Source organism: Sporocytophaga myxococcoides DSM 11118 (assembly GCF_000426725.1).
Lineage (GTDB): Bacteria > Bacteroidota > Bacteroidia > Cytophagales > Cytophagaceae > Sporocytophaga > Sporocytophaga myxococcoides.
The window spans coordinates 225,920-249,323 of the sequence record NZ_AUFX01000011.1 but is presented as its reverse complement, the minus strand read 5'-3'; the positions used below and the strand labels follow the sequence as shown (position 1 = coordinate 249,323).

At 35.9% G+C, this 23,404-nt stretch carries 20 protein-coding genes; 13 read left to right on the top strand and 7 right to left on the bottom strand.

Going from position 1 to position 23,404, the window contains the following annotated elements:
- Position 1: 1 nt before the first annotated feature.
- On the top strand, positions 2–742 hold the full coding sequence (locus K350_RS28980) for a phosphatase PAP2 family protein (RefSeq protein WP_051313175.1): 741 nt from the start codon (positions 2–4) through the stop codon (positions 740–742).
- A gap of 1 nt (position 743) precedes the next feature.
- Here the strand turns inward: K350_RS28980 and K350_RS0115020 are convergent, their stop codons facing one another.
- Entirely contained in the window at positions 744–1,586 is an 843-nt protein-coding gene (locus tag K350_RS0115020) for a phosphatase PAP2 family protein (protein WP_162144181.1), read from the bottom strand.
- Between the two features lie 88 nt (positions 1,587–1,674).
- Here K350_RS0115020 and K350_RS0115015 point away from each other — a divergent pair, with 88 nt between their 5' ends.
- The 3 genes from K350_RS0115015 to K350_RS0115005 all read left to right on the top strand — a co-directional run bounded on the left by K350_RS0115015 (position 1,675) and on the right by K350_RS0115005 (position 3,981).
- Complete coding sequence (locus tag K350_RS0115015; RefSeq protein WP_028980612.1) at positions 1,675–2,460, top strand: TIGR00266 family protein; 786 nt, start codon at positions 1,675–1,677, stop codon at positions 2,458–2,460.
- A 182-nt stretch (positions 2,461–2,642) separates the two neighbouring features.
- Positions 2,643–3,203: a lipocalin family protein gene (locus tag K350_RS28975; protein WP_051313174.1), complete on the top strand. Its 561-nt coding sequence runs from the start codon at positions 2,643–2,645 to the stop codon at positions 3,201–3,203.
- A 166-nt stretch (positions 3,204–3,369) separates the two neighbouring features.
- On the top strand, positions 3,370–3,981 hold the full coding sequence (locus tag K350_RS0115005) for an START domain-containing protein (RefSeq protein ID WP_081671017.1): 612 nt from the start codon (positions 3,370–3,372) through the stop codon (positions 3,979–3,981).
- Between the two features lie 2 nt (positions 3,982–3,983).
- On the opposite strand, the gene K350_RS0115000 is transcribed toward K350_RS0115005, so the two are convergent.
- Together K350_RS0115000 and K350_RS0114995 are read right to left on the bottom strand one after the other, a co-directional pair.
- Positions 3,984–4,415, bottom strand: coding sequence for a DinB family protein (locus tag K350_RS0115000; RefSeq protein ID WP_162144180.1), 432 nt, complete (start codon positions 4,413–4,415; stop codon positions 3,984–3,986).
- 95 nt (positions 4,416–4,510) lie between these two features.
- Positions 4,511–5,608 (bottom strand): PstS family phosphate ABC transporter substrate-binding protein, encoded by a 1,098-nt coding sequence (locus tag K350_RS0114995; protein WP_028980609.1) that lies wholly within the window; start codon positions 5,606–5,608, stop codon positions 4,511–4,513.
- 147 nt (positions 5,609–5,755) lie between these two features.
- Between K350_RS0114995 and K350_RS0114990 the strand changes: the two genes are divergently transcribed.
- From K350_RS0114990 to K350_RS0114960, 7 genes are all read left to right on the top strand, one after another.
- Positions 5,756–6,982, top strand: a complete 1,227-nt coding sequence (locus tag K350_RS0114990) for an OmpP1/FadL family transporter (RefSeq protein ID WP_028980608.1) — start codon at positions 5,756–5,758, stop codon at positions 6,980–6,982.
- A 13-nt stretch (positions 6,983–6,995) separates the two neighbouring features.
- Positions 6,996–8,333, top strand: a complete 1,338-nt coding sequence (locus K350_RS0114985; protein ID WP_028980607.1) for an SGNH/GDSL hydrolase family protein — start codon at positions 6,996–6,998, stop codon at positions 8,331–8,333.
- Between the two features lie 521 nt (positions 8,334–8,854).
- Positions 8,855–9,556 carry a MotA/TolQ/ExbB proton channel family protein gene (locus tag K350_RS0114980; protein ID WP_028980606.1) on the top strand — a complete coding sequence of 234 codons (702 nt, stop codon included), beginning with the start codon at positions 8,855–8,857 and terminating at the stop codon, positions 9,554–9,556.
- Complete coding sequence (locus K350_RS0114975; protein WP_028980605.1) at positions 9,537–9,932, top strand: ExbD/TolR family protein; 396 nt, start codon at positions 9,537–9,539, stop codon at positions 9,930–9,932. Before K350_RS0114980 ends, K350_RS0114975 begins: the two co-directional genes overlap by 20 nt.
- A gap of 29 nt (positions 9,933–9,961) precedes the next feature.
- A complete protein-coding gene (locus tag K350_RS0114970; protein ID WP_028980604.1) occupies positions 9,962–11,575 on the top strand; it encodes an NADP-dependent glyceraldehyde-3-phosphate dehydrogenase in 1,614 nt (537 codons plus the stop codon).
- Between the two features lie 80 nt (positions 11,576–11,655).
- A complete protein-coding gene (locus tag K350_RS28970; protein ID WP_051313173.1) occupies positions 11,656–13,746 on the top strand; it encodes a sodium-translocating pyrophosphatase in 2,091 nt (696 codons plus the stop codon).
- Between the two features lie 119 nt (positions 13,747–13,865).
- Entirely contained in the window at positions 13,866–15,311 is a 1,446-nt protein-coding gene (locus tag K350_RS0114960; RefSeq protein ID WP_028980603.1) for an amino acid permease, read from the top strand.
- A 130-nt stretch (positions 15,312–15,441) separates the two neighbouring features.
- On the opposite strand, the gene K350_RS31315 is transcribed toward K350_RS0114960, so the two are convergent.
- Positions 15,442–16,461 (bottom strand): patatin-like phospholipase family protein, encoded by a 1,020-nt coding sequence (locus K350_RS31315; protein ID WP_051313172.1) that lies wholly within the window; start codon positions 16,459–16,461, stop codon positions 15,442–15,444.
- Between the two features lie 187 nt (positions 16,462–16,648).
- On the opposite strand from K350_RS31315, the gene K350_RS0114950 reads away from it, so the two are divergent.
- Positions 16,649–17,302, top strand: a complete 654-nt coding sequence (locus K350_RS0114950; protein ID WP_028980602.1) for a class I SAM-dependent methyltransferase — start codon at positions 16,649–16,651, stop codon at positions 17,300–17,302.
- Positions 17,303–17,375: 73 nt separating this feature from the next.
- On the opposite strand, the gene K350_RS0114945 is transcribed toward K350_RS0114950, so the two are convergent.
- From K350_RS0114945 to K350_RS0114935, 3 genes are all read right to left on the bottom strand, one after another.
- Positions 17,376–19,565, bottom strand: coding sequence for a TonB-dependent receptor plug domain-containing protein (locus K350_RS0114945; RefSeq protein ID WP_028980601.1), 2,190 nt, complete (start codon positions 19,563–19,565; stop codon positions 17,376–17,378).
- A gap of 423 nt (positions 19,566–19,988) precedes the next feature.
- Complete coding sequence (locus tag K350_RS28960) at positions 19,989–21,644, bottom strand: GAF domain-containing protein (protein WP_051313171.1); 1,656 nt, start codon at positions 21,642–21,644, stop codon at positions 19,989–19,991.
- A 31-nt stretch (positions 21,645–21,675) separates the two neighbouring features.
- Positions 21,676–22,194 carry a YfiR family protein gene (locus K350_RS0114935; RefSeq protein WP_028980600.1) on the bottom strand — a complete coding sequence of 173 codons (519 nt, stop codon included), beginning with the start codon at positions 22,192–22,194 and terminating at the stop codon, positions 21,676–21,678.
- Positions 22,195–22,572: 378 nt separating this feature from the next.
- Here K350_RS0114935 and K350_RS0114930 point away from each other — a divergent pair, with 378 nt between their 5' ends.
- Entirely contained in the window at positions 22,573–23,400 is an 828-nt protein-coding gene (locus tag K350_RS0114930) for a CheR family methyltransferase (RefSeq protein WP_037575765.1), read from the top strand.
- The last annotated feature ends 4 nt before the right edge of the window (positions 23,401–23,404 follow it).

Below are 23,404 nucleotides of genomic sequence, written 5' to 3'. Positions count from 1 at the left end.
CATGGACCTGCGTTTATATCTATTCGTTTTTCTGTTTTTATTTAATACTCTCGGTTTACATGCACAATCTGATTCAAACACAGTTGTGCTGAAAAAAAAATGGTATCAGAAAAATTCGGTGAAATATTTTGCAGCACCTGCAATTTTAGTAGGTTATGGAGTTTCCGTCTCAGGAAATCATGGTCTATACAGCAGTATAGATGCCAAAAAAGATATTCATCATTTGTTCCCTGATTTTTCTACGGATGCAGACGATTATTTAAAATATGTTCCATATGGTCAATATGTATTGCTGAAGTTACTGGGAACCCCTTCACAGCATGATTTTTTCAATGTGGCACTGCTCATAATCAAGTCTAATATAATCGCTTCTGCCATGGTTTTCCCATTAAAAAATATAGTTGGCAGGGAGCGTCCTGATAAATCTGATTTTATGTCTTTCCCATCAGGACATACAACTGACGCTTTTGTGGCAGCGGCTATTTTACATCAGGAGTTTAAAGATATAAGCCCTTGGATAGGTGTTTCCGGATATGCAGTTGCTGCTTCAGTAGGAGTTTGTAGAATGTTAAATAATAAACACTGGCAATCCGATGTCCTGGCAGGGGCCGGAATTGGCATATTATCTGTTCATCTTGCTTATTTGACACATCTCAACCGTTTCCATTTACCCAAAAAACTTACAATTTCACCTATGGTAAGTTTTCATGCGAAAGGAATTGGAATAAATTACCGGTTTTAAATCAGAATTTATAAGTCATTGCAAATCCTTGGCAAGGACCAATTATAGGATCAAATGACATATTTTTGTTCTTTTTTCGAGGTTTGTGAAGTTCAGGAACTACAATTCCTATAGCAGCCCCGGCTATTGTTCCAACAATCAGGTCTGAAGGGAAATGCATACCAGCCTTATATCTATAGTAGGCTGTTATGGCAGGAGGAATAATTGCCAGACCATAGAATACAGGTACAAGTTTAGATCCTTTGTGATAATCAGCAAATACTTTTGCCGCAAAAAAAGAACACGTAGCAGCAGCAGCAGCATGGCCTCCATAAAATGAGTTTTTGGAACCGTTTCGGGTTCGTCTTTCCATGCTTTCATTTGGATTATAAACATAGGGGCGGTATCTGTTAATTCGGCCTACTCCCCAGGAATAACAATTGGACATAAGGGAAACCGTAGTCAGGTAAATTACTCCTATCCTAACTGCATCCTGCCTGATTTTTTTATCAAACAATAATAGTCCTGGCAAAATAATAGTCGTTGTAAGAGTTATATCGGATATGTGCATGGCTTTTTCTGCAAATGCGGGATTCTGCCTGGTAGCTCCTCGGTCAAATTTTGGAACATCTTCAGGACCTAATGTAAGAACGGTTGCTTCATCTATTCCCTTTTTCCCTTTTAAAACACGAACGCCATAATAATTAGAGACTAAACCACCAACTATAATAGGGGCATCGATATACCATTTTACTCTATATATATGCTGTTTGCTTTTTTTTTCAATTGAAACAGAATCTATTTGTTGGCTAAAAGCTTGAAAAAACACAAAGCAAAGAATAAAGTGTAGATAAATTCTTTTCATGGATCGAATAGGAATGGACTTTGTATTTAAATCAACTTTAGAATTAAAGATTTTGTTAAATTCGTATCTGTCAAACATAATAATTTATATGAAAAGCAATCACGAAATAGATTACAAGATTTATGGTGAGGAAATGCAGTTTGTAGAAATAGAACTCGATCCTCAGGAAACTGTAGTTGCTGAATCCGGCAGCTTTATGATGATGGAAGATGGGATAAGAATGGAAACTATTTTTGGTGACGGATCTCAGCAACAAGGAGGATTTCTTGGAAAGATTTTTTCTGCAGGAAAAAGACTTCTCACCGGTGAGAGTTTGTTTATGACTGCTTTTACTAATGGTGGATCTGGTAAAAAGCATGTTAGTTTTGCTTCTCCTTATCCTGGTAAAATAATACCTATGAACCTAGCAGAATTGGATGGTAGATTAATTTGTCAAAAAGATGCCTTTTTGTGTGCTGCTAAAGGTGTTTCTATAGGAATTGAATTCCAGAAAAAACTGGGCACCGGACTTTTTGGAGGTGAAGGATTCATTATGGAAAAGCTGGAAGGCGATGGCTTTGCTTTCGTGCATGCAGGAGGGATGGTTACGGAGAAAACACTTCAGCCTGGTGAAGTACTTAAAGTGGATACTGGTTGTATTGTAGCATTCACCAGTGGAGTAGATTATAATATTGAATTCATAGGAGGAATCAAAAATTCACTTTTCGGTGGTGAAGGCTTGTTTTTCGCGACATTAAGAGGACCTGGAAAGGTTTGGGTACAATCTTTGCCAATAAGCCGACTTGCTTCCCGTATGCTAGCATATGGTATTGGTCAACGCAGAGAGGAAGGTAGTATTCTCGGCGGTTTGGGCAATCTAATCGATGGAGATTAAAGTTTGATTGGTTGTGATAAAATAAAAGAGATTGGCAGACATGTCAATCTCTTTTTGTTTTTATCTTCCATTCAGAACTCTTTGGCTGCTTGAATTATAGATGATCAGAGTTAGATTACCATACTGAATTGTTATTAAAAACAGTCTTAATGCAGTAGTCGTTATTCTTTTATAAAGATGAAATGATGGAAAAGGAAATCAGATGGGGATCGGTTCTAGGGGGAGCAATTGCAGGAGCAATTTTAGGATATCTTATGAGAAGAAAGCCAGCTCCGCTCAAAGTAGAAAGAAAAATTGATCTGAACAGGTATCAGGGGAAGTGGTATGAAATAGCTGCAATCCCTACCAAATTTGAAAAGGGTTGTATCAATGCTACATCGGAATATTCTTTGGAAAAAGATGGAACATTCAGAATTGTTAATGAATGTCGTGTAACTGAATCCGGTAATCTTAAAAAGTCGTTCGGTAAAGCCATTTTGAAAGACGCTGGCACCAATTCAAAGTTTAAGGTTAAATTCAGAGGTCCATTTAAAAGAGATTATCAAATCCTTTCTGTAGGAAATGAGTATGAGTATGCATTAGCCGGTGATGAGTCAAGAACCAGGCTTTGGATATTGTCCAGAAAACCTGTATTGTCAAAGAATGTAGTTGATCAATTAATTGATAAAGCAAAAAATGAAGGATTTGATATTGGAAAGATTGTTTTTATTAAACACAATCATCAGAATGAGCCATGTTACTAAAAAAAGGAATATAGAAGAACTTATTTTATCGTTTTAAGCTTTTTATCCCAGAATGTATATTTAATCTTATTTTAATCGTAACATATACATAATGGCTTAGTTAATAAATATTAAGTTATTTTTTAAGTTGGCAATAATATAGTTGAATAGAAAAACATAATTAAACGTGATCAAACTAACATTTTCCCTGCTGTTTTTAAATTTGTTATTGGCCTTTACTTCCACAAGTGGTGATTGGGAATTAAAGAAGGAGGAAGAAGGAATTAGAATTTATACTGGAGATAAAGATGCAGGAATCAAGAAAATTAAAATTGAGACCAGTATAAACTACCCTGCCTCTAATGTACTTGAAATACTTAAGGATAAGGAAAAATATACCAATTGGGTTTATAAATGCAGTGAAGCTAAGTTATTGAAAAAGGTAAATGAAAACGAATACTACCATTATCAGATGACGAGTGCACCTTGGCCTATACAAGACCGAGATATGATTGTTCATCTTAAAATTTCTGAAAATAAATCAACTGGTGAATATACACTGACAGGAATGGGAGTGCCAGATTACCTTCCTGAAAGAAGCGGTAGAGTGAGGATTAAACACTACCAGACACTTTGGAAAATAACTCCGATTACTCAGAATTCCTGCCAGGTAATTTATGAAATGAGAGTTGATCCTTCCGGAGCAATTCCAGCATGGCTTTATAATCTTGGGTCTACAGAAGGTCCGCTGATTACTGCTCAGAATCTTAGAAAAGAAGTGGAGAAAAGGTTCCATTAATTTCACCAATTTCCAAGCAACTTTCTTAAAAGAACAATCTGACCTGTATGGTAAGCTGTATGATCACAGATTAATATGGCTTCCCTTAAAAGGTTTTGTCCTGTGCCATGTGGGATAGGCGCCAATAGATCAGCAGAAGGGTTTTTGATGAGATTAACAAAAGAATTCCTGTCCTCTTGAAAATAACTGAGACAATCTTGCCATTCCTGTTGTGTAGGTTTTGCATTTGAAGGCCAGTAATCATCAGGCCACTTTGGCTCTTTATATTGATTGTTGGTGCAGAATTCAAGAATATCTTTTTGTGTAAACTGAATATGCGAACTTAGTTGCCAGATATTATAAGGAAATGTTTTTTCTGATTTCCCTGCTGTTTTATAATCTATACCCTCAACAGACCCTGCAAATGAAATATGGGCCTGTTCCTTGGTCAGCATATTTAAAAGTTGGATTCTGACGTCTTTTTGTTCATCTTTCATTAAAGAAAAACAAGGAACGGAATCTCTTGTTTAATGAATCCGGAGCCTTTTTCTTATTGAATTTCTTTATGATGTTTCCCACTGATTAAAGAACTGCTGACAGGTATATACCCTTCATTGAAGATTATTTCTTTTCCTTCATCACTTTTTATAAAATCAATAAATGCTTTTAATTTTATGTATGTATCAGCGGTGTAATAGAGGTATAAAGGCCTTACAAATTTATAGTGGAAATTCTCCACATGTTCATTCCTTAATTTTATGAAAGATTTTCCTTTGTCAAAGGAGATATCAAGTGGTTCTACTGAATAATTCAATTGAGCAAATGAAACATAACCAATTGCATTTTGATATTTTCGAACGGAATCAATTATGTCCTTACTGTTTTTAAGAGATACTGTATTTTCGGAGAAGCTTTCATTGTCCAGTATTTGTTCTTTAAAATATCGATATGTACCTGATGTGGTATCTCTTCCAAAGATGCGTATATGCTTATCAAGGCCAGTGCTTACTTCCCATTGTTTAATATTACCTGTAAAAATTTCTTTCACCATTTCTTTGGTTAAGCCCTTAGCTTTATTGTTTACATTCACAATGATTGCAAGTGCATCACCACCGAGATATAGTTCAACAAAATCAAGCTTTCTTTTATGAAAATCAAATTTATGATTCTCATTCATGATTGCAGAAGTCATGGCTATATCTGCATCCTGCCTTTTTAAGGCTTCTATACCAGACTGGCTTCCGGCAGCTTCTAAATGAAAGGCATATAATTTATTTCTCTTTTCAAATCTTGAGATTAACTTTTCCATAACAGGAGCAACAGTAGTGCTGCCTTTGATGGAGATTTGTATCTGATTGATATGTCCATGAGTAGTATCTTTTACAGAATCAGTAACAGGTTTTTCTAAAACTGCTGATGAAAGATTCATGGTATTAGTGCCCTCACAGGAAAGCATGAATAGGGCAATGAATAGCAATAATAATTTGTTCACAAATGCGGTAATTTGTTCGAAAATAATTAATTGAATTAATTTGGCAAAAGAATTTATCTTAAGATAAATATGTGTTACAACCTGTATTTCCGTACCTTTTAAGGTAATTCCCCAATGCTTGAGATAATTATAATAATAAAGACCTTCATATTTCAAATTTAGGTTTTAAGTAAGAATAATATTCATCTGAAAGACTGATTTAATGATTATTTAACAGCATTTTTTTAATTTCAAGTCAGATTCACTCTGAAACAAAATATCAGGACTACCAGTTATAGCATCAATTTTTAAAATCAATTTAACATGAAAAAACTATTATTTTTTATGATATTTCTCTCAGCTGCCGGATTGGTTAAGGCTGGAGGATACCAGGTAAATCTTATTGGGGTAAGATATGTCGGAATGGGACATATTGGCACAGGACTTACAATGGATGCCGGTTCTATATTCTTTAATCCGGGAGCTTTGTCTTTGATAAAAGACAAGTATAGCTTTACAGGAAGCATTAGTGGTATATTTTCTTATACTCAGTTTCGCTCCTCCAACGCTGGTTTTACAGCAAGGACAGATAACCCTTTGTCTACTCCTTTTTCAGTATTTGCCAGCGCCAAAATTACTGATAATTTAAGTGCGGGAATAGGAGTATATACTCCATTTGGCAGTTCCATTGTATGGGGTGATAATTGGGGAGGAAAATATTTGATCCAGGATATCAAATTAAAAGCAGTTTTTTTTCAGCCAACAGTTTCTTACAAAATAGGTGATAAGCTTGGTATTGGAGCAGGGCTAGTGTTTGCTTATGGTAAAGTAGATCTTCACCGCGCTATACCTGTCACTTTTGCAGATGGAAGCTCTGGTCAGGCAAATCTAAAAGGTCATGCAACCAATTGGGGATACAATTTGGGGATATCATTTAAACCTATAGAAGCTCTGACAATTGGCTTGAACTACAGATCCAAAATAAAGATGGACTTAAAGGATGGCGATGCCAACTTTACAGTACCATCATCTTTATCCGCTAATTTCCCAGCAGGAAATAAATTTGATGCCACTCTTCCATTACCAGCTACTTTCAGTGGTGGTATCTCATATAACATAAATGATAACTTCCTTATTGGAGCTCAGGTTGATTATGTCAGATGGAGTGCTTATGATTCGCTTATCTTTGACTTCAAACAAAATACCCCATCACTACCTGATTCCAGAAATCCAAGAAAGTATGATAACACATTTATCTTCAGACTAGGAGGTCAATACAAAGCTAGTGATATGCTTACAATAAGACTAGGCGGATATTATGATGAAACTCCTGTAAAAAAAGATTATGAAAACCCTGAAACTCCTGATGGAAATAGAATTGGGCTATCTGCAGGGCTTTCCATTTATCCTACAGAGAGATTAAGTATAGACTTGTCATTTTTATTTGTCAATCAGCTGAAACGTGATTCGGAGTATAAACCAGCAAATTTTAAAGGGGCATACAAAACCTATGCATATATTCCAGGAATTGGCTTATCATATAATTTTTAATCAGAAAGGAACTATGAAACTTAAGATAGCGCATCTTTATTTAGCTCTCGCAGCTTTATCATTTGGATGCAAACCGGATATAAAAGAAGATATTGCAGTCACTTCGGGGTCTGCAAATTTTTCAAAATATGTGGCCGTGGGAAATTCTCTGACGGCGGGTTATTCTAGTGGTGCCTTGTATATACAAGGACAAACATATGCTTATACCAACATCCTTGCACAGCAATTCGCATTGGCAGGCGGAGGACCATTTAAGGTTCCGTACATGGTAGACGAGAATGGGATAGGGGTGCAAAACGGTCAATTAGTTACTAAAAGAGTATTAGCTCCTGTAACTGACTGTAAAGGGGTAACTTCTCTCTCACCTGTGTTGGCAGGCCAGCCTAATCTTGCAAACCTTAATCCAATAGGAGGTCAGGGGCCATTTAATAATATGGGTGTTCCAGGAGCAAAATCTTTTCATTTGCTTTCCCCCCTTTTTGGCAGAAGCCCGCTGGGAGCAAATCCTGGAAATCCATTTTATTTTAGGATAGCAAGCAATCCGGGAGTTTCAACAGTAGTAGGAGATGTAGTAGCTCAAAACCCTACATTTGTTTCTATATGGATTGGAAATAATGATGTGCTGCTATATGCATCGACAGGAGGTGAAGGGGGGGGAGATAGTATTACAAATCCAGTTGCATATTCTCAATATCTGAATACTATAGCAAATTCAGTATTGGCAGGAGGAGCCAAAGGAGTGATAGCGAACATTCCTGATATTACAGATATTCCATATTTTACCACTATACCTTATAATGGTTTAGCGTTGACATCACAAACCCAGGTAGTTGCTCTGAATCAAGCTTATGGTCCTTTAGGAATTACTTTCAATCTGGGACAAAATCCTTTTATCATCAGCGATAAGAATGCTCCAGGAGGCCTGAGACAAATAAAAAGCGACGAATTAATATTGTTAACGATTCCTCAGGATTCCATAAAATGTTATGGTTGGGGAAGTCAGACTCCCATTCCAGGTAAATATGTGCTTGATCAAACGGAGATTGCCAATATTAAATCAGCAACTGCAGCATATAACCAAACCATCCTGAATGTAGCCCAGCAAAAAGATCTTGCCTTTGCAGATATGGCTTCAGTAATGAGTTCCCTTAAAACAGGGATAACATTTGAAGGTCTTACATTTACAGCAACATTTGTAACAGGAGGAGCATTTTCCCTTGATGGAATTCACCTTACCCCTCAGGGTAATGCAATAGTTGCCAATGGCTTTATCAATGCTATAAATAATAAATATGGCTCAACTTTGCCTCAGGTAAATGTAGCTTCATATCCGGGAATTGTTTTTCCATAAAAAAACTTAAATCTTTTGATTGGAGGTTGTCTGACTTTCGGACAACCTCTTTTTTTTTCTGTTTTAAAAGGAATCAATAATTAAGAATCATAATCTCAGGATTTAACCTATATACTTGTCTAAGTGAAAAATATCATTGTTAGGGAATTAAGTTAAATTCATATATTTGCCGCTAATTAAATTGGGGATATAGTAATATTACATTCCTAAAGTTGAAAATTTAAATGTAAGGTGTTGAAAGTTTGAAGTTTATAAGATGGGTGAATGGTGTTTCTGCATTATTAACCCTAGCCTTAATTTTATCAAAGATTAAAGAAATCAAAAAAAACTCCTGAATTGGCTATTATTATTCCAATTTGGGAACTTAAATGAGCAATAAAGGGATTTATAATTGCCGCAAGAATCAAAACTTGAAATTTAAAATAGAAACTGACGTTTATAATACTAACTGTATATCTAAGTATTGATAATCAGATATATAATTAAAGAGATAATCACTAAAACAAGGACTAAATTTAAGTATGACTATTTTCCTGCAAATGGACTCAGCTTTAGTTGCCGCTACAGCTGCCAGCTCAACTCCTAAAGAAGGACTTTCCTACCTCCAATTGATCATGATGGGTGGTTTAATCATGGTTCCAATTCTTATACTTTCATTAATTTCATTTTACATTTTCATAGAGAGATATCTCTATATTAAAAATAATGCTCAGCCTGACAAAGGCCTTTTGTCAATTGTGAAGGAAAAGGTGCAGACAGGTAAAACAGCAGAAGCGCTCAGACTGTGCGAAAACTCATCTCTGCCTGTTGCAAGAATGCTTGAAAAAGCGATCATCCGTTTAGGTTCATCTATCAGAGATATTGAAAGCGCAATGGAAAATGTTGCAGCTGTTGAAGTTTCTAAAATGGAAAAAAACATGGGATTACTTGTCGGAATTGCAGCGGTAGCTCCGATGTTAGGATTCCTTGGTACTGTATTCGGTATGATCCATACATTCCAGGATATTGCTGCAAATGACAATATAAGTATCGGAGTTATTGCTGACGGTATTTATCAGAAAATGATCACTTCTTCAGCTGGCCTTATTGTAGGTATCATTGCCCATATTTTTTACACTTTGCTCAATACTATGATTGAGAAAAATGTAACAAGTCTGGAACTTCAGGCTATCGATTTCCTTGACATTCTACACAAACCAGTATATGAAGATCAAAAGGCGTAAAAAGGCTCATGCTGCGGTAGAAGCTGCAGCATTGTCAGATATTATGTTTTTCTTGTTGGTATTCTTTCTGATGTTGTCAACTCTGGCAAGTCCGGATGCAATTAAGGTATTGCTACCACAAGCAAAGACAGGTGCTGCGATTCCTAGACAGGTGGTAAACCTTACTGTAGATAAAGATTCTAAGATCTATATAGGCAAGGATGAAGTTAATTTTGATGTCTTGAAAGACCAACTGGAATCCACCACACAGGGGCTGGAAAACCCAACCATTGTGTTAAAAATGGACAGAACTCTTGAGGTCCAAAAACTTATCAGCATTATAGATGTTACTAATCAGTTGAAATTACCGGTGGTGGTAGCATCGGATAAAAAATAGAGAAACTAAACAGATAACAATAAACCAATATGAATTTTGAAAATCTTTTTCCAAAAGAGGAAAATATACCTGCTTCAGTAAAACTGAACGGACCTTTACACCAAAAGGAATATTTGATCAATGGAGAAATTAAGCATGCAGAAGGGGCAACACAAAAGGTTTTTTCTCCTGTTTGTATAGAAAAAGATGGAACCCTAACTCAGGTTGAGTTAGGAAGCTTTCCTCTATTAACGGAAAAGGAAGCATTTGAAGCTATGGATGCCGCGGCAAATGCCTACAAAAATGGAACAGGCGAGTGGCCGATGATGCATGTAGATCAAAGGATTAAAGCTGTTGAAAAGTTTACATGGAAAATGAAGGAGAAGAAGTGGGAAGTGGTAAACATGCTTATGTGGGAAACCGGAAAGCCACTTAAGGATTCCGAAAAAGAATTTGACAGAACAGTAGAATACATAAATGATACAATTAATGCATTAAAAATACTCGACAGAAAATCTTCAAGATTTGAAATTGAACAGGGAATCATCGGGAAAGTAAGAAGGGGACCGCTTGGGGTAGTGCTTTGTATGGGACCATACAATTATCCCTTGAACGAGACTTTCACCACTCTTATTCCTGCCCTGATTATGGGAAACACTATCGTATTTAAACCTGCGAAAATTGGTGTACTCCTACATAGACCATTGCTTGCCGCTTTTCAGGAGTGTTTTCCTGCTGGTGTTGTAAACATAGTTTACGGAAGAGGCAGAGCCACAGTCGGTCCATTGATGTCAACCGGTAAAATTGATGTATTGGCTTTTATAGGTACAAGTAAATCAGCTAACGTACTAAAAAGTCAGCATCCTAAACCAAATAGGCTGAGATCAGTTTTAGCTCTTGAAGCTAAAAACCCTGGTATTGTGCTTCCTCACGCAGATCTTGATAATGCTGTTAAGGAATGTTTGTTAGGTTCGCTTTCTTTCAATGGACAACGTTGTACTGCATTAAAGATCATTTTTGTTCATAATAAAATTAAAGATCAGTTCATTCAGAAATTTGTAACTGAGCTTGATAAACTAAAGAGAGGTATGCCTTGGGAAGATGGTGTTTCCATCACTCCGCTACCAGAGCCTGAAAAACCAGGATACCTTACTGACTTGATAAAAGATGCGGAATCTAAAGGCGCTAAAGTGGTTAACCCTAATGGTGGTGCAATTTGTAACACATACTTTAACCCTGCGATTTTATTTCCGGTAGATTCTTCAATGAAGATTTTCCACGAAGAACAATTTGGGCCTGCAGTGCCTGTAGTAGCATTTGATGATGTTCAGGAGCCTATCGATTATATTGTTAACTCTAATTATGGGCAGCAGGTGAGTTTATTCGGAAGCGATTCTAAAGACTTGGCTTACCTTGTAGACAGACTTGTGAATCAGGTATGTAGAGTGAATATTAACAGCCAGTGTCAAAGAGGACCGGACGTATTTCCATTCAATGGAAGAAAAGATTCGGCAGAAGGAACACTCTCTGTAGAAGATGCATTAAGAGCATTCTCTATCAGAACTCTTGTAGCTGCTAAAGAGATAGAACCAAATAAAGTAATTATAAAAGAGATCGTAAAAGAAAATCACTCCAGTTTCATGTCTACCGATTTTATCTTTTAGGTTTTGATTTAAATTACTGTAAATTTGATAGTTAATATAAATCTTGTTTACTAATTAATTAATAACCTAAACTAATTAAAATGGAGATTTTTGGAATTATCATTCTCGGAGTGTTAGCTCTGATATTTACTTTTTTTAAAACTAAGTGGGTGACCAGTCAGCCTGCCGGAGAAGGCAAAATGACTGTAATCGCTAAGCATATAGCAGATGGTGCTCTATCATTTCTAAAGGCTGAGTATAAAGCCTTGTCGATATTCGTCATCGTTATTGCTGGGTTGCTTTCATTTTTGGCTGAAGAAGAGAATTCACACTGGCTGATAGGAGTAGCGTTCCTGGTAGGTGCTTGTTTTTCAGCTCTTGCTGGTTTTCTTGGTATGAAAATAGCCACTAAAAGCAATGTAAGAACTACTCAGGCTGCCAAAACAAGTCTTTCCAAAGCCCTGGACGTGTCATTTTCAGGTGGTATAGTCATGGGGATAAACGTTGTTGCTATAGGAATTATTGGAATAAGTGTTTTATTCCTTCTATTCAGTAACATTCATTCTGTTTTAGGTGTTGAGCCGTGGAGAGTAAAAAAGGTACTTGAAGTAATGATAGGTTTTTCTCTAGGAGCTGAAAGTCTTGCATTGTTTGCCAGAGTAGGCGGGGGTATCTATACTAAAGCTGCTGATGTTGGAGCTGACCTAGTTGGAAAAGTAGAAGCCGGCATCCCAGAAGATGATCCAAGAAACCCTGCTGTTATTGCAGATAACGTAGGTGATAACGTAGGTGACGTAGCCGGTATGGGTGCAGATCTTTTCGGATCCTATGTTAGTACAATACTTGCAACGATGGTACTTGGACTCACAGTAGCACCAATGACCAAAGATATCTCAGGTACTAATCCTGCAATATTACTTCCATTGTTCCTTGCTGCTGCAGGTCTTATCTTTTCAATTATAGCTTCTTTTTTTGTAAAAGTTGGAGAAAAAGGAAGTCCTCAGGTAGCTTTGAATGTCGGTAACTTCGGAGCAGTAATTCTTACAGCAATTGCCTCTTATTTTATCATTGACTTCATGTTTGATAAACATATCAACATTAATGGATTGTCTGTTGATTCTGTGAATATTTTCTATTCAGTAATCATAGGTTTGTTAGTTGGTACTTTGATCAGTCTTGTAATCGAATATTACACTGGAAAAGACAGGGGCCCTGTAACTATGATTGCACGTCAATCTATGACTGGAGCTGCGACCAACATTATTGCAGGTCTTAGTGTGGGAATGTTCTCTACAGCGATTCCAGTTGTAATTCTATCTTTAGGTATCATATTTGCCTTCAATATGGCTGGCCTTTATGGTGTAGCAATTGCAGCATCAGGAATGATGGCTACTACAGGTATCCAGCTTGCTATAGATGCATTCGGACCAATTGCTGATAATGCAGGTGGAATTGCAGAAATGGCAGCTTTACCAAAAGAAGTCAGAGAAAAAACTGATGTTCTTGATTCTGTAGGAAATACAACCGCTGCAATCGGTAAAGGATTTGCGATTGCTTCCGCGGCACTAACATCTCTTGCAATGTTCTCTGCATATATGGAGACCTCAGGTCTTGAAGTAATTGACATTGCGAATGCTAAAGTACTTGCGGGATTACTGATTGGAGGAATGACACCATTCCTGTTTTCAGGTTTTGCAATTCAGGCTGTAGGACAATCTGCAAATGCGATGGTGGAAGAGGTTAGAAGGCAATTCAGAGAAATCAAAGGTATCATGGAAGGAAAAGCAGAAGCAGATTACGAGAAATGTATAACTATTTCTACCAAAGCAGCTCTGCGCCATATGATTTTGCCTGGTGCAATTGCTCTGACATTTCCACTTATAGTTGGTTTTACTCTTGGTAAAATGGCTTTAGGGGGGTTCCTAGCAGGAGTGCTTGTTTCAGGAGTTATGATGGCATTTTTCCAATCAAATGCAGGCGGTGCGTGGGACAATGCTAAAAAGATGTTTGAAACCGGAGTTGATATCAATGGTAAAAAATACTTTAAAGGCTCAGATCCTCATAAAGCTGCAGTTGTGGGTGATACTGTAGGAGATCCGTTTAAAGATACATCCGGACCTTCATTGAATATTCTTATCAAGTTGGTCTCAATTGTAGCAATGGTTATTGCTTCCTTGCTTTCAGCAAGCTAAAAACAGCTCAACTTATTAAAAAAGCCCTGTAATGATTAATATTACAGGGCTTTTTTTTATTTTTAACTTTTGTTTTATATTTTAAGGTGTTAAGAAAAAAGAATTTTTAAGTCAGAAGCATGAAATCGAATAACAGTTTGTTCAGGACAAAGCCACTGGAAGAGGTGTTAAAGGACACGACAGAAGGTCCGCAGCTCAAAAAGACTCTGGGGGCATTTAACCTGGTAACATTAGGAATAGGTGTAATTATCGGAGCAGGTATATTCTCTCTTACCGGTATTGCAGCGGCTAATAATGCCGGTCCTGCTGTTACAATATCTTTTATGATTGCCGCTTTGGGCTGTGCATTTGCAGGACTTTGTTATGCAGAATTCGCTTCTATGCTACCGATTGCAGGTAGTGCCTATACCTATTCTTATGTTACTATGGGCGAATTTATAGCCTGGATTATCGGTTGGGATCTGGTCCTTGAATATGCTGTTGGAGCTGCTACCGTGGCAATTAGCTGGTCAAGATATTTAAGCAAATTGTTCCATTTATACAATGTAGATCTGCCAGCTCAATTAATGATGTCTCCATTCGATTCTACGATAGTTAATGGCCAGACAGTGAATGGAATCATAAACCTTCCTGCTGTTTTTATTACAGTTCTAATGTCTTTAATTTTGATCAGAGGTACCAAGGAGTCTGCAAGACTGAATAATTTTGTAGTTGTTCTTAAAGTATCCGTAGTTTTGGCTTTTATCTTCCTTGGTTGGGGATATATCAATAAGGAAAATTATATTCCTTATATTCCGGAAAACACAGGAGCATTTGAGCATTTCGGTTGGACAGGAGTGGTCACGGGAGCTGCTGTTGTATTCTTCGCCTTCATTGGGTTCGATGCTGTGTCCACTGCAGCGCAGGAAGCTAAAAATCCTAAAAGGGATATGCCTATTGGAATTTTAGGATCACTTGTTATTTGTACGATCCTTTATGTTCTATTTGCCCATGTGATGACAGGTTTGGAAAACTACAAGAACTTTGTGGGAGAAGCTGCGCCAGTGGCAAAAGCTATTGAAAATACTCCTTATAAATTTTTTCAGGAAATGATCATTATAGCTATTCTGGGAGGATATTCCTCTGTGGTTATGGTTTTATTGATGGGGCAGTCCAGAGTGTTTTATACCATGTCTAAAGACGGATTATTGCCATCTGTATTCTCTGATTTACATCCTAAATTCAAAACTCCGTATAAATCCAATATTCTTTTTGCTGTATTTGTTGGTTTATTCGCAGCATTTGTGCCTGTTACTGTCGTGGGAGAGATGAGTAGCATTGGGACATTGTTTGCATTTGTACTTGTTTGTATCGGAGTATTAGTGATGCGTAAAACAAATCCGAATGCTCCCCGAGCTTTCAGAACACCATGGGTACCATTTGTGCCAGTAATGGGAGTTGTTGTTTGTTTTTATATGATGTATGCTCTTCCTATAGATACATGGATCAGATTATTTGTTTGGATGGGAATAGGGATGCTGGTTTATTTTGCCTACGGGAAAAAGAATAGCAAATTTGCTAAGTAAACAAATAACCAATCTTATTTAAAAAATAGTAGTGATGCTGTCTGTCTAAGGAATAACCTGGGACTTACAGCATCTGTTATTTTTAGCATTTGATATACAAACCATTTTGATCAATTTAGAAATGGTTTACTTATTTATTTTTTCCGGACAAGAATTTTGCTGTCGCGTTTTCGCCGCTTTTAATGAGTGTTTTAAGTTCTTTTTCAGATAATTTTCTCACTCTGGGATTGATTCCTGCTGAAGAAACTGAAACTGTCCGCTCCCAATCCTGAGGAATTAATGGTATTCTGTTAAGACTCTCAATGGAATAGATGTAAAATGCACTCAGATAATCAATAGTATTGTTGATTTCAAGCGTTGCAAGGTTGTGATTTATTGAGTCACTTATTATTTGAGCATCTGAGTCAATTCTGAATCCCAAAGTTTTATTATTTGGTATTCTTATTTTTCCTTGTAAAGAATCATTAGCATAAGTATCAAAAAGGAATATAGGAAAGTTGCCGGTAATACCTCCATCTACGACAATATCTAAATTTTTTCCGGATTTTTTATTTTTATAGCTGTTGCCTATATTATCAATAAATACTGCTTCAAAGTACAAAGGGATAGACATGGATGCTCTTACTGCATCTTTAATTTTCATGGATGGATACGTTTCCACAGAGAATACAAGCAGTTGCTGTTTGTTCAGACAGGTGCCTGTAACGTATAGATCCTTAAATCCATTTTTTTTCAGATCTGAAAAAGTAATATCAGCATTGCCTGTTTTTTTGCTTATAATTTTTTCAAGCCATTTGTTAAAAGTATCGCTTTGATACCAGCCAAAGCTGTTATTCATCCTGTAGATTCCTCCTATAAAAATGAATTTACCATCATTAAAACTTTGAAATTTTGTTGATGATATAATTTCATATATCTCAGAAGATGTGTATCCTAAAGAAAGCATTAAGGCTGTTATTGCCCCTGCAGACGTGCCACCTACTTTTTTAATATTACTTGTAATTCCAGCTTTTTCGAGTTCATATATTGCGCCGCTATAAGCTATACCCCTAATACCGGCCCCTTCAAATACAAGGTTTTCAATTTGAGTCTGTCCTGTTGAATATTGACTAATAGTTATCAATAATATTAAAAATAAAACTACTCTCATTTTTTTTTGATCAAATTTTTTAATTAGTAAAATATATAAATCTCAAGAACCCTGAATTGCAGAAAATATTATGCCAGTTTAATATCTTATGCGATACATTTGATTTTGATATTATTCAATCCTAAATAGATTGAAATAAGTATAAATAGCTGTAAGTTAGAGTTGAATATAACTATAATAACAGTCCATGGAAGAACAATATAAAGCATTTGCAAGTCAGTTAAGAAGACCAACGAATGAAGATGGCGTAAAGACAGGGGTTCATATGAATGAAGGAAACAAAATTATGAATCTGGAAGCCATTAAAGCAGTAAATCCCTGTGCTCACGACAGAATATTGGAGATTGGTATGGGCAATGGATTTTTTGTTAAAAATATAGTTTCTATACATCCAACCATAGTATATACAGGATGTGATTTTTCAGAGACTATGATTGAAGAATCCGAAAAGATGAATGCTGAATATGTCAAAATCGGGAATGTCAGGTTTCATCTTGCTTCAGCAGATAAGCTGCCATTGAAAGATAATTCATACAACAAGTTGTTTACAGTCAATACTATTTATTTCTGGGAAAATCCTATCACTACACTTAATGAATTTAAAAGAGTATTGACGGCAGATGGAGAATTGATTGTTGTGGTAAGACCTAAACATATTATGGAGAATCTTCCTGTGACTAAATATGGCTTTACGATGTATTCAAAAGAAGAGCTTATATTGCTCCTTTCGTCTAATAATTTTGAAGTATTGGACTCAATTGAAATAGAGGAGCCATCCAGAGAAGTGATGGGAACAATGGTTGAATTCGGAAGCCTTGTGGTGCGGGCTAAGCAGAAATAATTGTTTTTAGACCTTAAATAAAAAAAAGGGATTGCATTTGCAATCCCTTTTTTTATTTAAAAGTAATATGATTCTAATAATCAAAGTGGATACCAGCTAAATATAAACCGTGTATTAAATCAGATCCAAAAAACTCTCTGCTATCTTCATCAAATGCGTTTCTTGTATTTGCGAATATGTTTAAGTTTTTAGTTAACTGATATGATATTTTAGCGTTCAAGATTAACTTTCCATTTATATTACTGATGGGAAACTCATTGTAAGGAACACCATCCTGAGTAGAGGAAAGTGTGTATATGGAGTATTTGCTCATTAGGTATCCATTCACATTGACATTCCACTTGCTGTTTGGAGTATAGTTAGCATAAAATCCTCCATAAACATTTGGAGTGGCTTTTCCATCCACGTCAGATTGGGTCTCAGTTGTATAATTAGGATTCTGAGATCCTTCTGGAGACGAATAGTAAGGAGAGTAATTTTTAAGTCTGGTTTTTTGTATTGTTACAAAAGGTTTAATGTTGATTTTGTTTTTGCTAAGGGCCAGGTTCATTGCGATAGTTGCTCCATTTTGTACAGCCTTAAGATCCAGGTTTGTAATAGACATATTTACGAATACTACATTGTTAGAAACGGCTGGTGCTTCTTGAACCGTGCTGGAAAAGTTCTGAGCTACTTGATGGAATCCCGCAATATCTAACTGAAGATTTTCCATAAGCTGAAGGCGATATCCAATTTCTAACATGTCATTAGTAACCAGTCTTCTGTCTTTTGATCCAAGAACCCATATTTGGGTAGGAAAAGGATTGAAGGGATTAGGAGGAATATTGCCTACATTTAGTTTAGCATATGTATCATAAATAAATGAGCCACTATTGGAGCGAGCAGCAACAAGTCGTAAATTATTCTTTTCGTTTACTCTGAAATTCACGATACCCTGATAAGATAGATATAACTTTTCAGGAAACTTGAATTTATCGCCTCTAAGAGCCCCAATGAATCTAAATTTACCTAATGTATAATCTGCTTTCAATGATGCAGCAAAATTGAACATTGTAGCCTTATTATTAAAAATTCCGGACTTATTCTTATCTACGGTATACGGCGTATCATCTACTGAACTGTTTTGGTAATTGATAGCAGGACGAATGTTAAATTTATCCGTTACTTTTATAGTATAATCTATATAAGCATCGATATTTCTATACTTATATTGATATTGTGAAACGTCGCCAACTAAACCTTGTACACCATTTAATATGGAAGCTTGAACTAAGAAGCCTTTCAGTTCGCTTTTGATCATACCGTAGTAACTCTTGTTACTTAAGTATGTCATTGGAGAGCCAGCACTAATTCCATACCATGCCCTGTTTTGATTATATCCGCTAGCTAAATGTATTTTGATATCTTCAGCTGGTCTAAGATTAACATTTAAATTACCTGCAGTTTTCTCAAGGGCAAGATCAGGGTTAGGAAGGTATTGCTTTCTGCTATCAGGGTTCTTATATGATTCAGTTGATGATGAATCCAGGTTGGTTATGAATTGTCTTTTTTCAAAATCATAAAAATCAACAGTACCTCTATGTCTGTTTTGATAATTAAAGGAACCTGATACATCAATTTTCTCGGATGGTTTAAAGCCTATATAAGCTTGACCTATATAAGTCCCAGGAGCACCTGCTTGTGCATGCGCGGTAGCTGAAATACCATTTTTGTCAAGGCTCTTGGTAATGATATTAATTACTCCGGTAACGGCATTAGGACCATATAAAGGGGCAGAAGGACCTAATACAACCTCAATTCTTTCAATATCTATAATGTCGATAGGAAGGTTTTGCCAATATGTGCCGCCTTGTAAATAATCGAATACAGGCCTGTTATCAATCATTACAAGAATGAATCTATTTGTATTGTTATATTGGTGAGTAGGAAGGTTGTCCATTCCTCTGATAGTTACATCATATGCGCCATTTGACATTTGTTTTACAAACAAACCTGGACAAAGTCTTAGCGCTTCGGGGATAGAAGTAGCTCCAGAGTTGAATATTTCTTTTCTCGTAACTACAAATGATGATAACGGAGCCTCAAATGCTTTCTCTTCAGATCTTGATGCTGAAACAATTTTAACATTCATCAAATCTTCGAGTGATATAGCTGTAATATCTTCTGATTGTTGAAATGTGCTGTCAGTTTGAGCATAGGAGATGGCGGGGATAGCCATAGCTAAGGCAGCAGATAATATGCAGTTCTTAAATTTTGGATTCATTATACGCGTCAATTAAATAAGTAAATAAGTAAATTTTGGGTGTTTGGGTTACATACTGATTATGTGTAAATATTTATAGTTATACTGGTGAAATATTTGAGATAATCATATTTCTTTAGCGCTTGATTTAACAGGCAACAAGAAGTGGCCAAAGTTCTAAAACCTTTGTAACATCAGGCGATATTTAATTAGGAGTTAACCAACTGGACATGATTTTTTTCTCCTGAATTGTTGGCAATCCAAAATAATATTCCAGAAAGTTAATTTGAATATGATGCAACTACAGGAGGTGAACAGTATCTATTAAAACTTTAGCTGTTGAAATTAAAAGATATACTGAAGCTTGAAGTTGCACGATGTTTATTGCTTTTAAAATTTTAATGGTTAATAAATGATTTTGCTTAGGTTTTCGATTGATTGATTTTATACTTTGCTCTTCAGGCTATCATTTTCTTTCATCAGTTCAAGTTCATGCGCTTTTAACTGCTGAATAAGAAGGTCAGTGTTTTCCTGTTTTCTTTTCATTTCTTCCTGAGTAGCTTGTAACTCTTCAAGATTTTGTCTGAGCTCTTCTTCCTGTTCATGCATCTGGTTTCTTTGCTTTTGCGATTCTTCCAGAAGTATTTTTGTTCTTTCGTTTATTTTCATAGTTGAAAGGGAAGAGGCAAGAGTTTCACTAAGCTTTTGAATGAATTCAACCTGATAAGGCTGGAATTCATTGAATGATGCGAACTCCATTACTCCGTTTATTGTATCGTTGACTTTTATCGGCACAATCAATATTGCTTTTGGATTTGAATCTCCAAGTCCAGATGTAATAGTTACATAACTATCAGGAACATCAGTGAGGTAGATAAGGTCTCCTTCGATCCATGCTTGTCCTGCAAGGCCTTCCCCTTTACCAATTCGTTTGGTCTGGAATTTTTTCCTGTCAAAAGCATAAACGCTTTTTAATTCAAGGTAAGGATCATTTTCATTCTCATCATTCACAATATATAGCCACCCTTGATTTGCCTGTACATATTTTACAAGTTTGATAAGGAATGTATCAAGCATTTCATTGGTACTATCATAATGATTTCTTAAGATCTCACCGAATGCTGCATAACCTTCATTTGACCAGTTTCTCTGCTTATCTTCTTTTGCAACTTTAACAAGATTGTCTCTCATCGTAATCAGAGCATTGCCAAGTACATCTTTCTCACTTAGCGGAGCAAATTCAGATTCCAGATTCCCTTTTCCAATTTCATTTGCGAAAGTGGCGGTAGTTTTTAGACCCTCTACCATTTTCTGTACATCACCCATCATTTCTCCAATTTCATCATTGGTTATCTTAATGGAAGTATTGTCCAGTTCACCTTTGGAAACTTTATTAACAAGATTGTGCAAAGAGTTGACCGGTTTTATTATTTGACTGGAAAGTCTTATTGTAAGTAAAAATCCAAGTATAATAATAAAGCCAAGCAGAATAAAATTAGTACGAGTCAAAAGTTGCATGTTTTCAATCATGCTTATTTGCTGGTCACTTGTGGTATGTTTAAGTTCATCAAGTATTTTATGTAGATGAACAGAAATACTATTGATGTTTGTTGAAATCTCATCGCTTTTACTTTCGCTTAATATTGGAGTGATGCCATCCTGATAGCTGTCAAAAGTGGCCAGGCTGGTCATAATCTCTTTCTGCATTATGAAAGTTTTGTCGATCTCTTTAATCAGGTTCTTTAAAGAATCTGCTAAGGTCTGGTCTTTCCAGTTTTTTTGAAGCGACGTTAATTTTTCCTTCAGCTGAGGATAATCCTTGGCATGTATCTGCTTAAGCTTAATTTTATCAGGATGATTTTCTATGTCAATTTTAACCCAATTGGTCATTAGATTTTTTGACTGAATAAGCAATAGCTCAAGCTCAGTTAAATGAGTAATACTTGGCTGATCCGTTGTATTTATTTGCTCAGTAGCCTTTTTGTTTTTAGTAAGCAGGTAGCTACTGATCACTCCATATGCACAGAATAAAAAGATGATTGAGAAGAAGCATAAAATTATCTTACCTCTTATTCCTTTAAATATATTACCTGATTTCATTTATTTTTAAATACTATTTTGGGAATGATGTTTAGTCAACTATTCTGGCCAGTTTCTGTAATTCAGAAGAAATCTTTAACCCGTTTTCTGCGGCATTTTTGTTAGAGATTTCGAACTTCACTTTACTGTCCTCTTCAAAGAAGTTTACAATTACTCCATTTTTGGTAGCTGACGGAGAATTACTTACGACTAAAACATGATGTTGTTTCGCTTTAGGTGCAATTTCTGAATATTTTGCTGATTGACTTGATGGCACAAATAATATCTGACATGCATCTACCTCAGCTACGTTATGAATTTCTTTGACGACAACTTTCATAGAGCCTGCCATCTTTCCATTAAGCGCCATCGCTTCTGTGTTCATTGGAGACTTCCCAAATACACCCAAAACAATTTCTCCACCTGGAGAAGGCCATTGGGTATATTTGATGAAATGGAACATCAGACCTGAGTATACCTTGTATTCAGTTTGAGCCTCTGACTTCGTACAGAATAACAGGGTAAAGGCCATGATTACTGCAAGCTTTGCTGGTCTAAAATTGATTTTCATGATTATTATAATATAGTAAGTAATTTGTTACAGGCGGATTTTCCTAACTGTATAGGATTCAAAATTAAATACGAATGGAGTCTGCATTAGTTGTAAAAAAATCTCAAAAGAATTATATTTTTTAATGTGTAGTTAAGCACAATGTAAATTTTTTTTAGATCTGTTTTTGTATGTTTATTGCATTGAAAATCAGTTTGATGAGTGCTCCAGGAAGATGCTTTGTTTTTTTGTTAGTCGGCACAATAATTCAATTTATAGGGACAGTTTTATGGTTTTATCTCACGGTAAATATTTTGAAAGATGATTGTTTAAAATTTATCCCAACTATCTTATCATTCATTCCGTTAGTATCCTCCAAATGTCATTTTTCTCATAACAATGCAAACAGCTCCGGAAATAGGAATAAATGAGCTTAGAAAGCTAATTCAGACAATTATTGAAAGGTTTGATTACGATTTTTCAAATTATTCAGCAGCATCTTTTAAAAGAAGAATTCAACGTTTTATAGAAATAAAACGATTGGGCTCTGTTGAGAATTTGGTTAATAAAATAATATCCGGAGAAATTAAGAAGAATGAATTATTGACAGAAATCTCAGTTAATGTCACTGAGTTGTTCAGAGATCCGTCTTTCTGGAAGCATTTAAGAAAAGTGCTACTAGAACAGAATTTATCACAGAATATCAAAATATGGCAAGTAGGTAGCTCATCAGGTGAGGAAGTATTTTCATTAATGATATTGTTGAATGACTTAAACCTGTTAAATAAAGCAGAAGTAATATCTACTGATTTTAATGTTGGGATAATTGAGAAAGCACAATCAGGATTGATTCCTGGTAAAAGCATGGAGCTGAATACAAGTAATTTTGTAAAGACAGGTTATAAGGGAGAGCTTACCAATTATTTCAAAGCCGAGGGCGAAAATTACAGTCTCACCAAAGATCTTCTGAGTAAGATAAAATTTAAAGAGATCAATCTTGTTAAAGATTCCTTTAACGGAAATGTTGATATCATATTATGCAGGAATATTCTTATTTATCATAACCCACAACTGCAAAATGATATATTAAAAAAACTTCATCAGTCATTAAATATGTCTGGCCTATTGATTCTGGGATCCAGAGAGACGATCGAATGGTCGGAGGTTGCTCCAAAATTTACAATGTTGGGCCCCGAGGAAAGAATTTTTAGAAAGAATAAAGTGTAATCCG

Coding starts and splice junctions, on each gene's coding strand:
- K350_RS28980 (WP_051313175.1), top strand. CDS start 2: ATGGACCTGCGTTTATATCTATTCGTTTTTCTGTTTTTATTTAATACT.
- K350_RS0115020 (WP_162144181.1), bottom strand. CDS start 1,586: ATGAAAAGAATTTATCTACACTTTATTCTTTGCTTTGTGTTTTTTCAA.
- K350_RS0115015 (WP_028980612.1), top strand. CDS start 1,675: ATGAAAAGCAATCACGAAATAGATTACAAGATTTATGGTGAGGAAATG.
- K350_RS28975 (WP_051313174.1), top strand. CDS start 2,643: ATGATGGAAAAGGAAATCAGATGGGGATCGGTTCTAGGGGGAGCAATT.
- K350_RS0115000 (WP_162144180.1), bottom strand. CDS start 4,415: ATGCTGACCAAGGAACAGGCCCATATTTCATTTGCAGGGTCTGTTGAG.
- K350_RS0114990 (WP_028980608.1), top strand. CDS start 5,756: ATGAAAAAACTATTATTTTTTATGATATTTCTCTCAGCTGCCGGATTG.
- K350_RS0114985 (WP_028980607.1), top strand. CDS start 6,996: ATGAAACTTAAGATAGCGCATCTTTATTTAGCTCTCGCAGCTTTATCA.
- K350_RS0114980 (WP_028980606.1), top strand. CDS start 8,855: ATGACTATTTTCCTGCAAATGGACTCAGCTTTAGTTGCCGCTACAGCT.
- K350_RS0114975 (WP_028980605.1), top strand. CDS start 9,537: ATGAAGATCAAAAGGCGTAAAAAGGCTCATGCTGCGGTAGAAGCTGCA.
- K350_RS0114970 (WP_028980604.1), top strand. CDS start 9,962: ATGAATTTTGAAAATCTTTTTCCAAAAGAGGAAAATATACCTGCTTCA.
- K350_RS28970 (WP_051313173.1), top strand. CDS start 11,656: ATGGAGATTTTTGGAATTATCATTCTCGGAGTGTTAGCTCTGATATTT.
- K350_RS0114960 (WP_028980603.1), top strand. CDS start 13,866: ATGAAATCGAATAACAGTTTGTTCAGGACAAAGCCACTGGAAGAGGTG.
- K350_RS31315 (WP_051313172.1), bottom strand. CDS start 16,461: ATGAGAGTAGTTTTATTTTTAATATTATTGATAACTATTAGTCAATAT.
- K350_RS0114950 (WP_028980602.1), top strand. CDS start 16,649: ATGGAAGAACAATATAAAGCATTTGCAAGTCAGTTAAGAAGACCAACG.
- K350_RS0114945 (WP_028980601.1), bottom strand. CDS start 19,565: ATGAATCCAAAATTTAAGAACTGCATATTATCTGCTGCCTTAGCTATG.
- K350_RS28960 (WP_051313171.1), bottom strand. CDS start 21,644: ATGAAATCAGGTAATATATTTAAAGGAATAAGAGGTAAGATAATTTTA.
- K350_RS0114935 (WP_028980600.1), bottom strand. CDS start 22,194: ATGAAAATCAATTTTAGACCAGCAAAGCTTGCAGTAATCATGGCCTTT.
- K350_RS0114930 (WP_037575765.1), top strand. CDS start 22,573: ATGCAAACAGCTCCGGAAATAGGAATAAATGAGCTTAGAAAGCTAATT.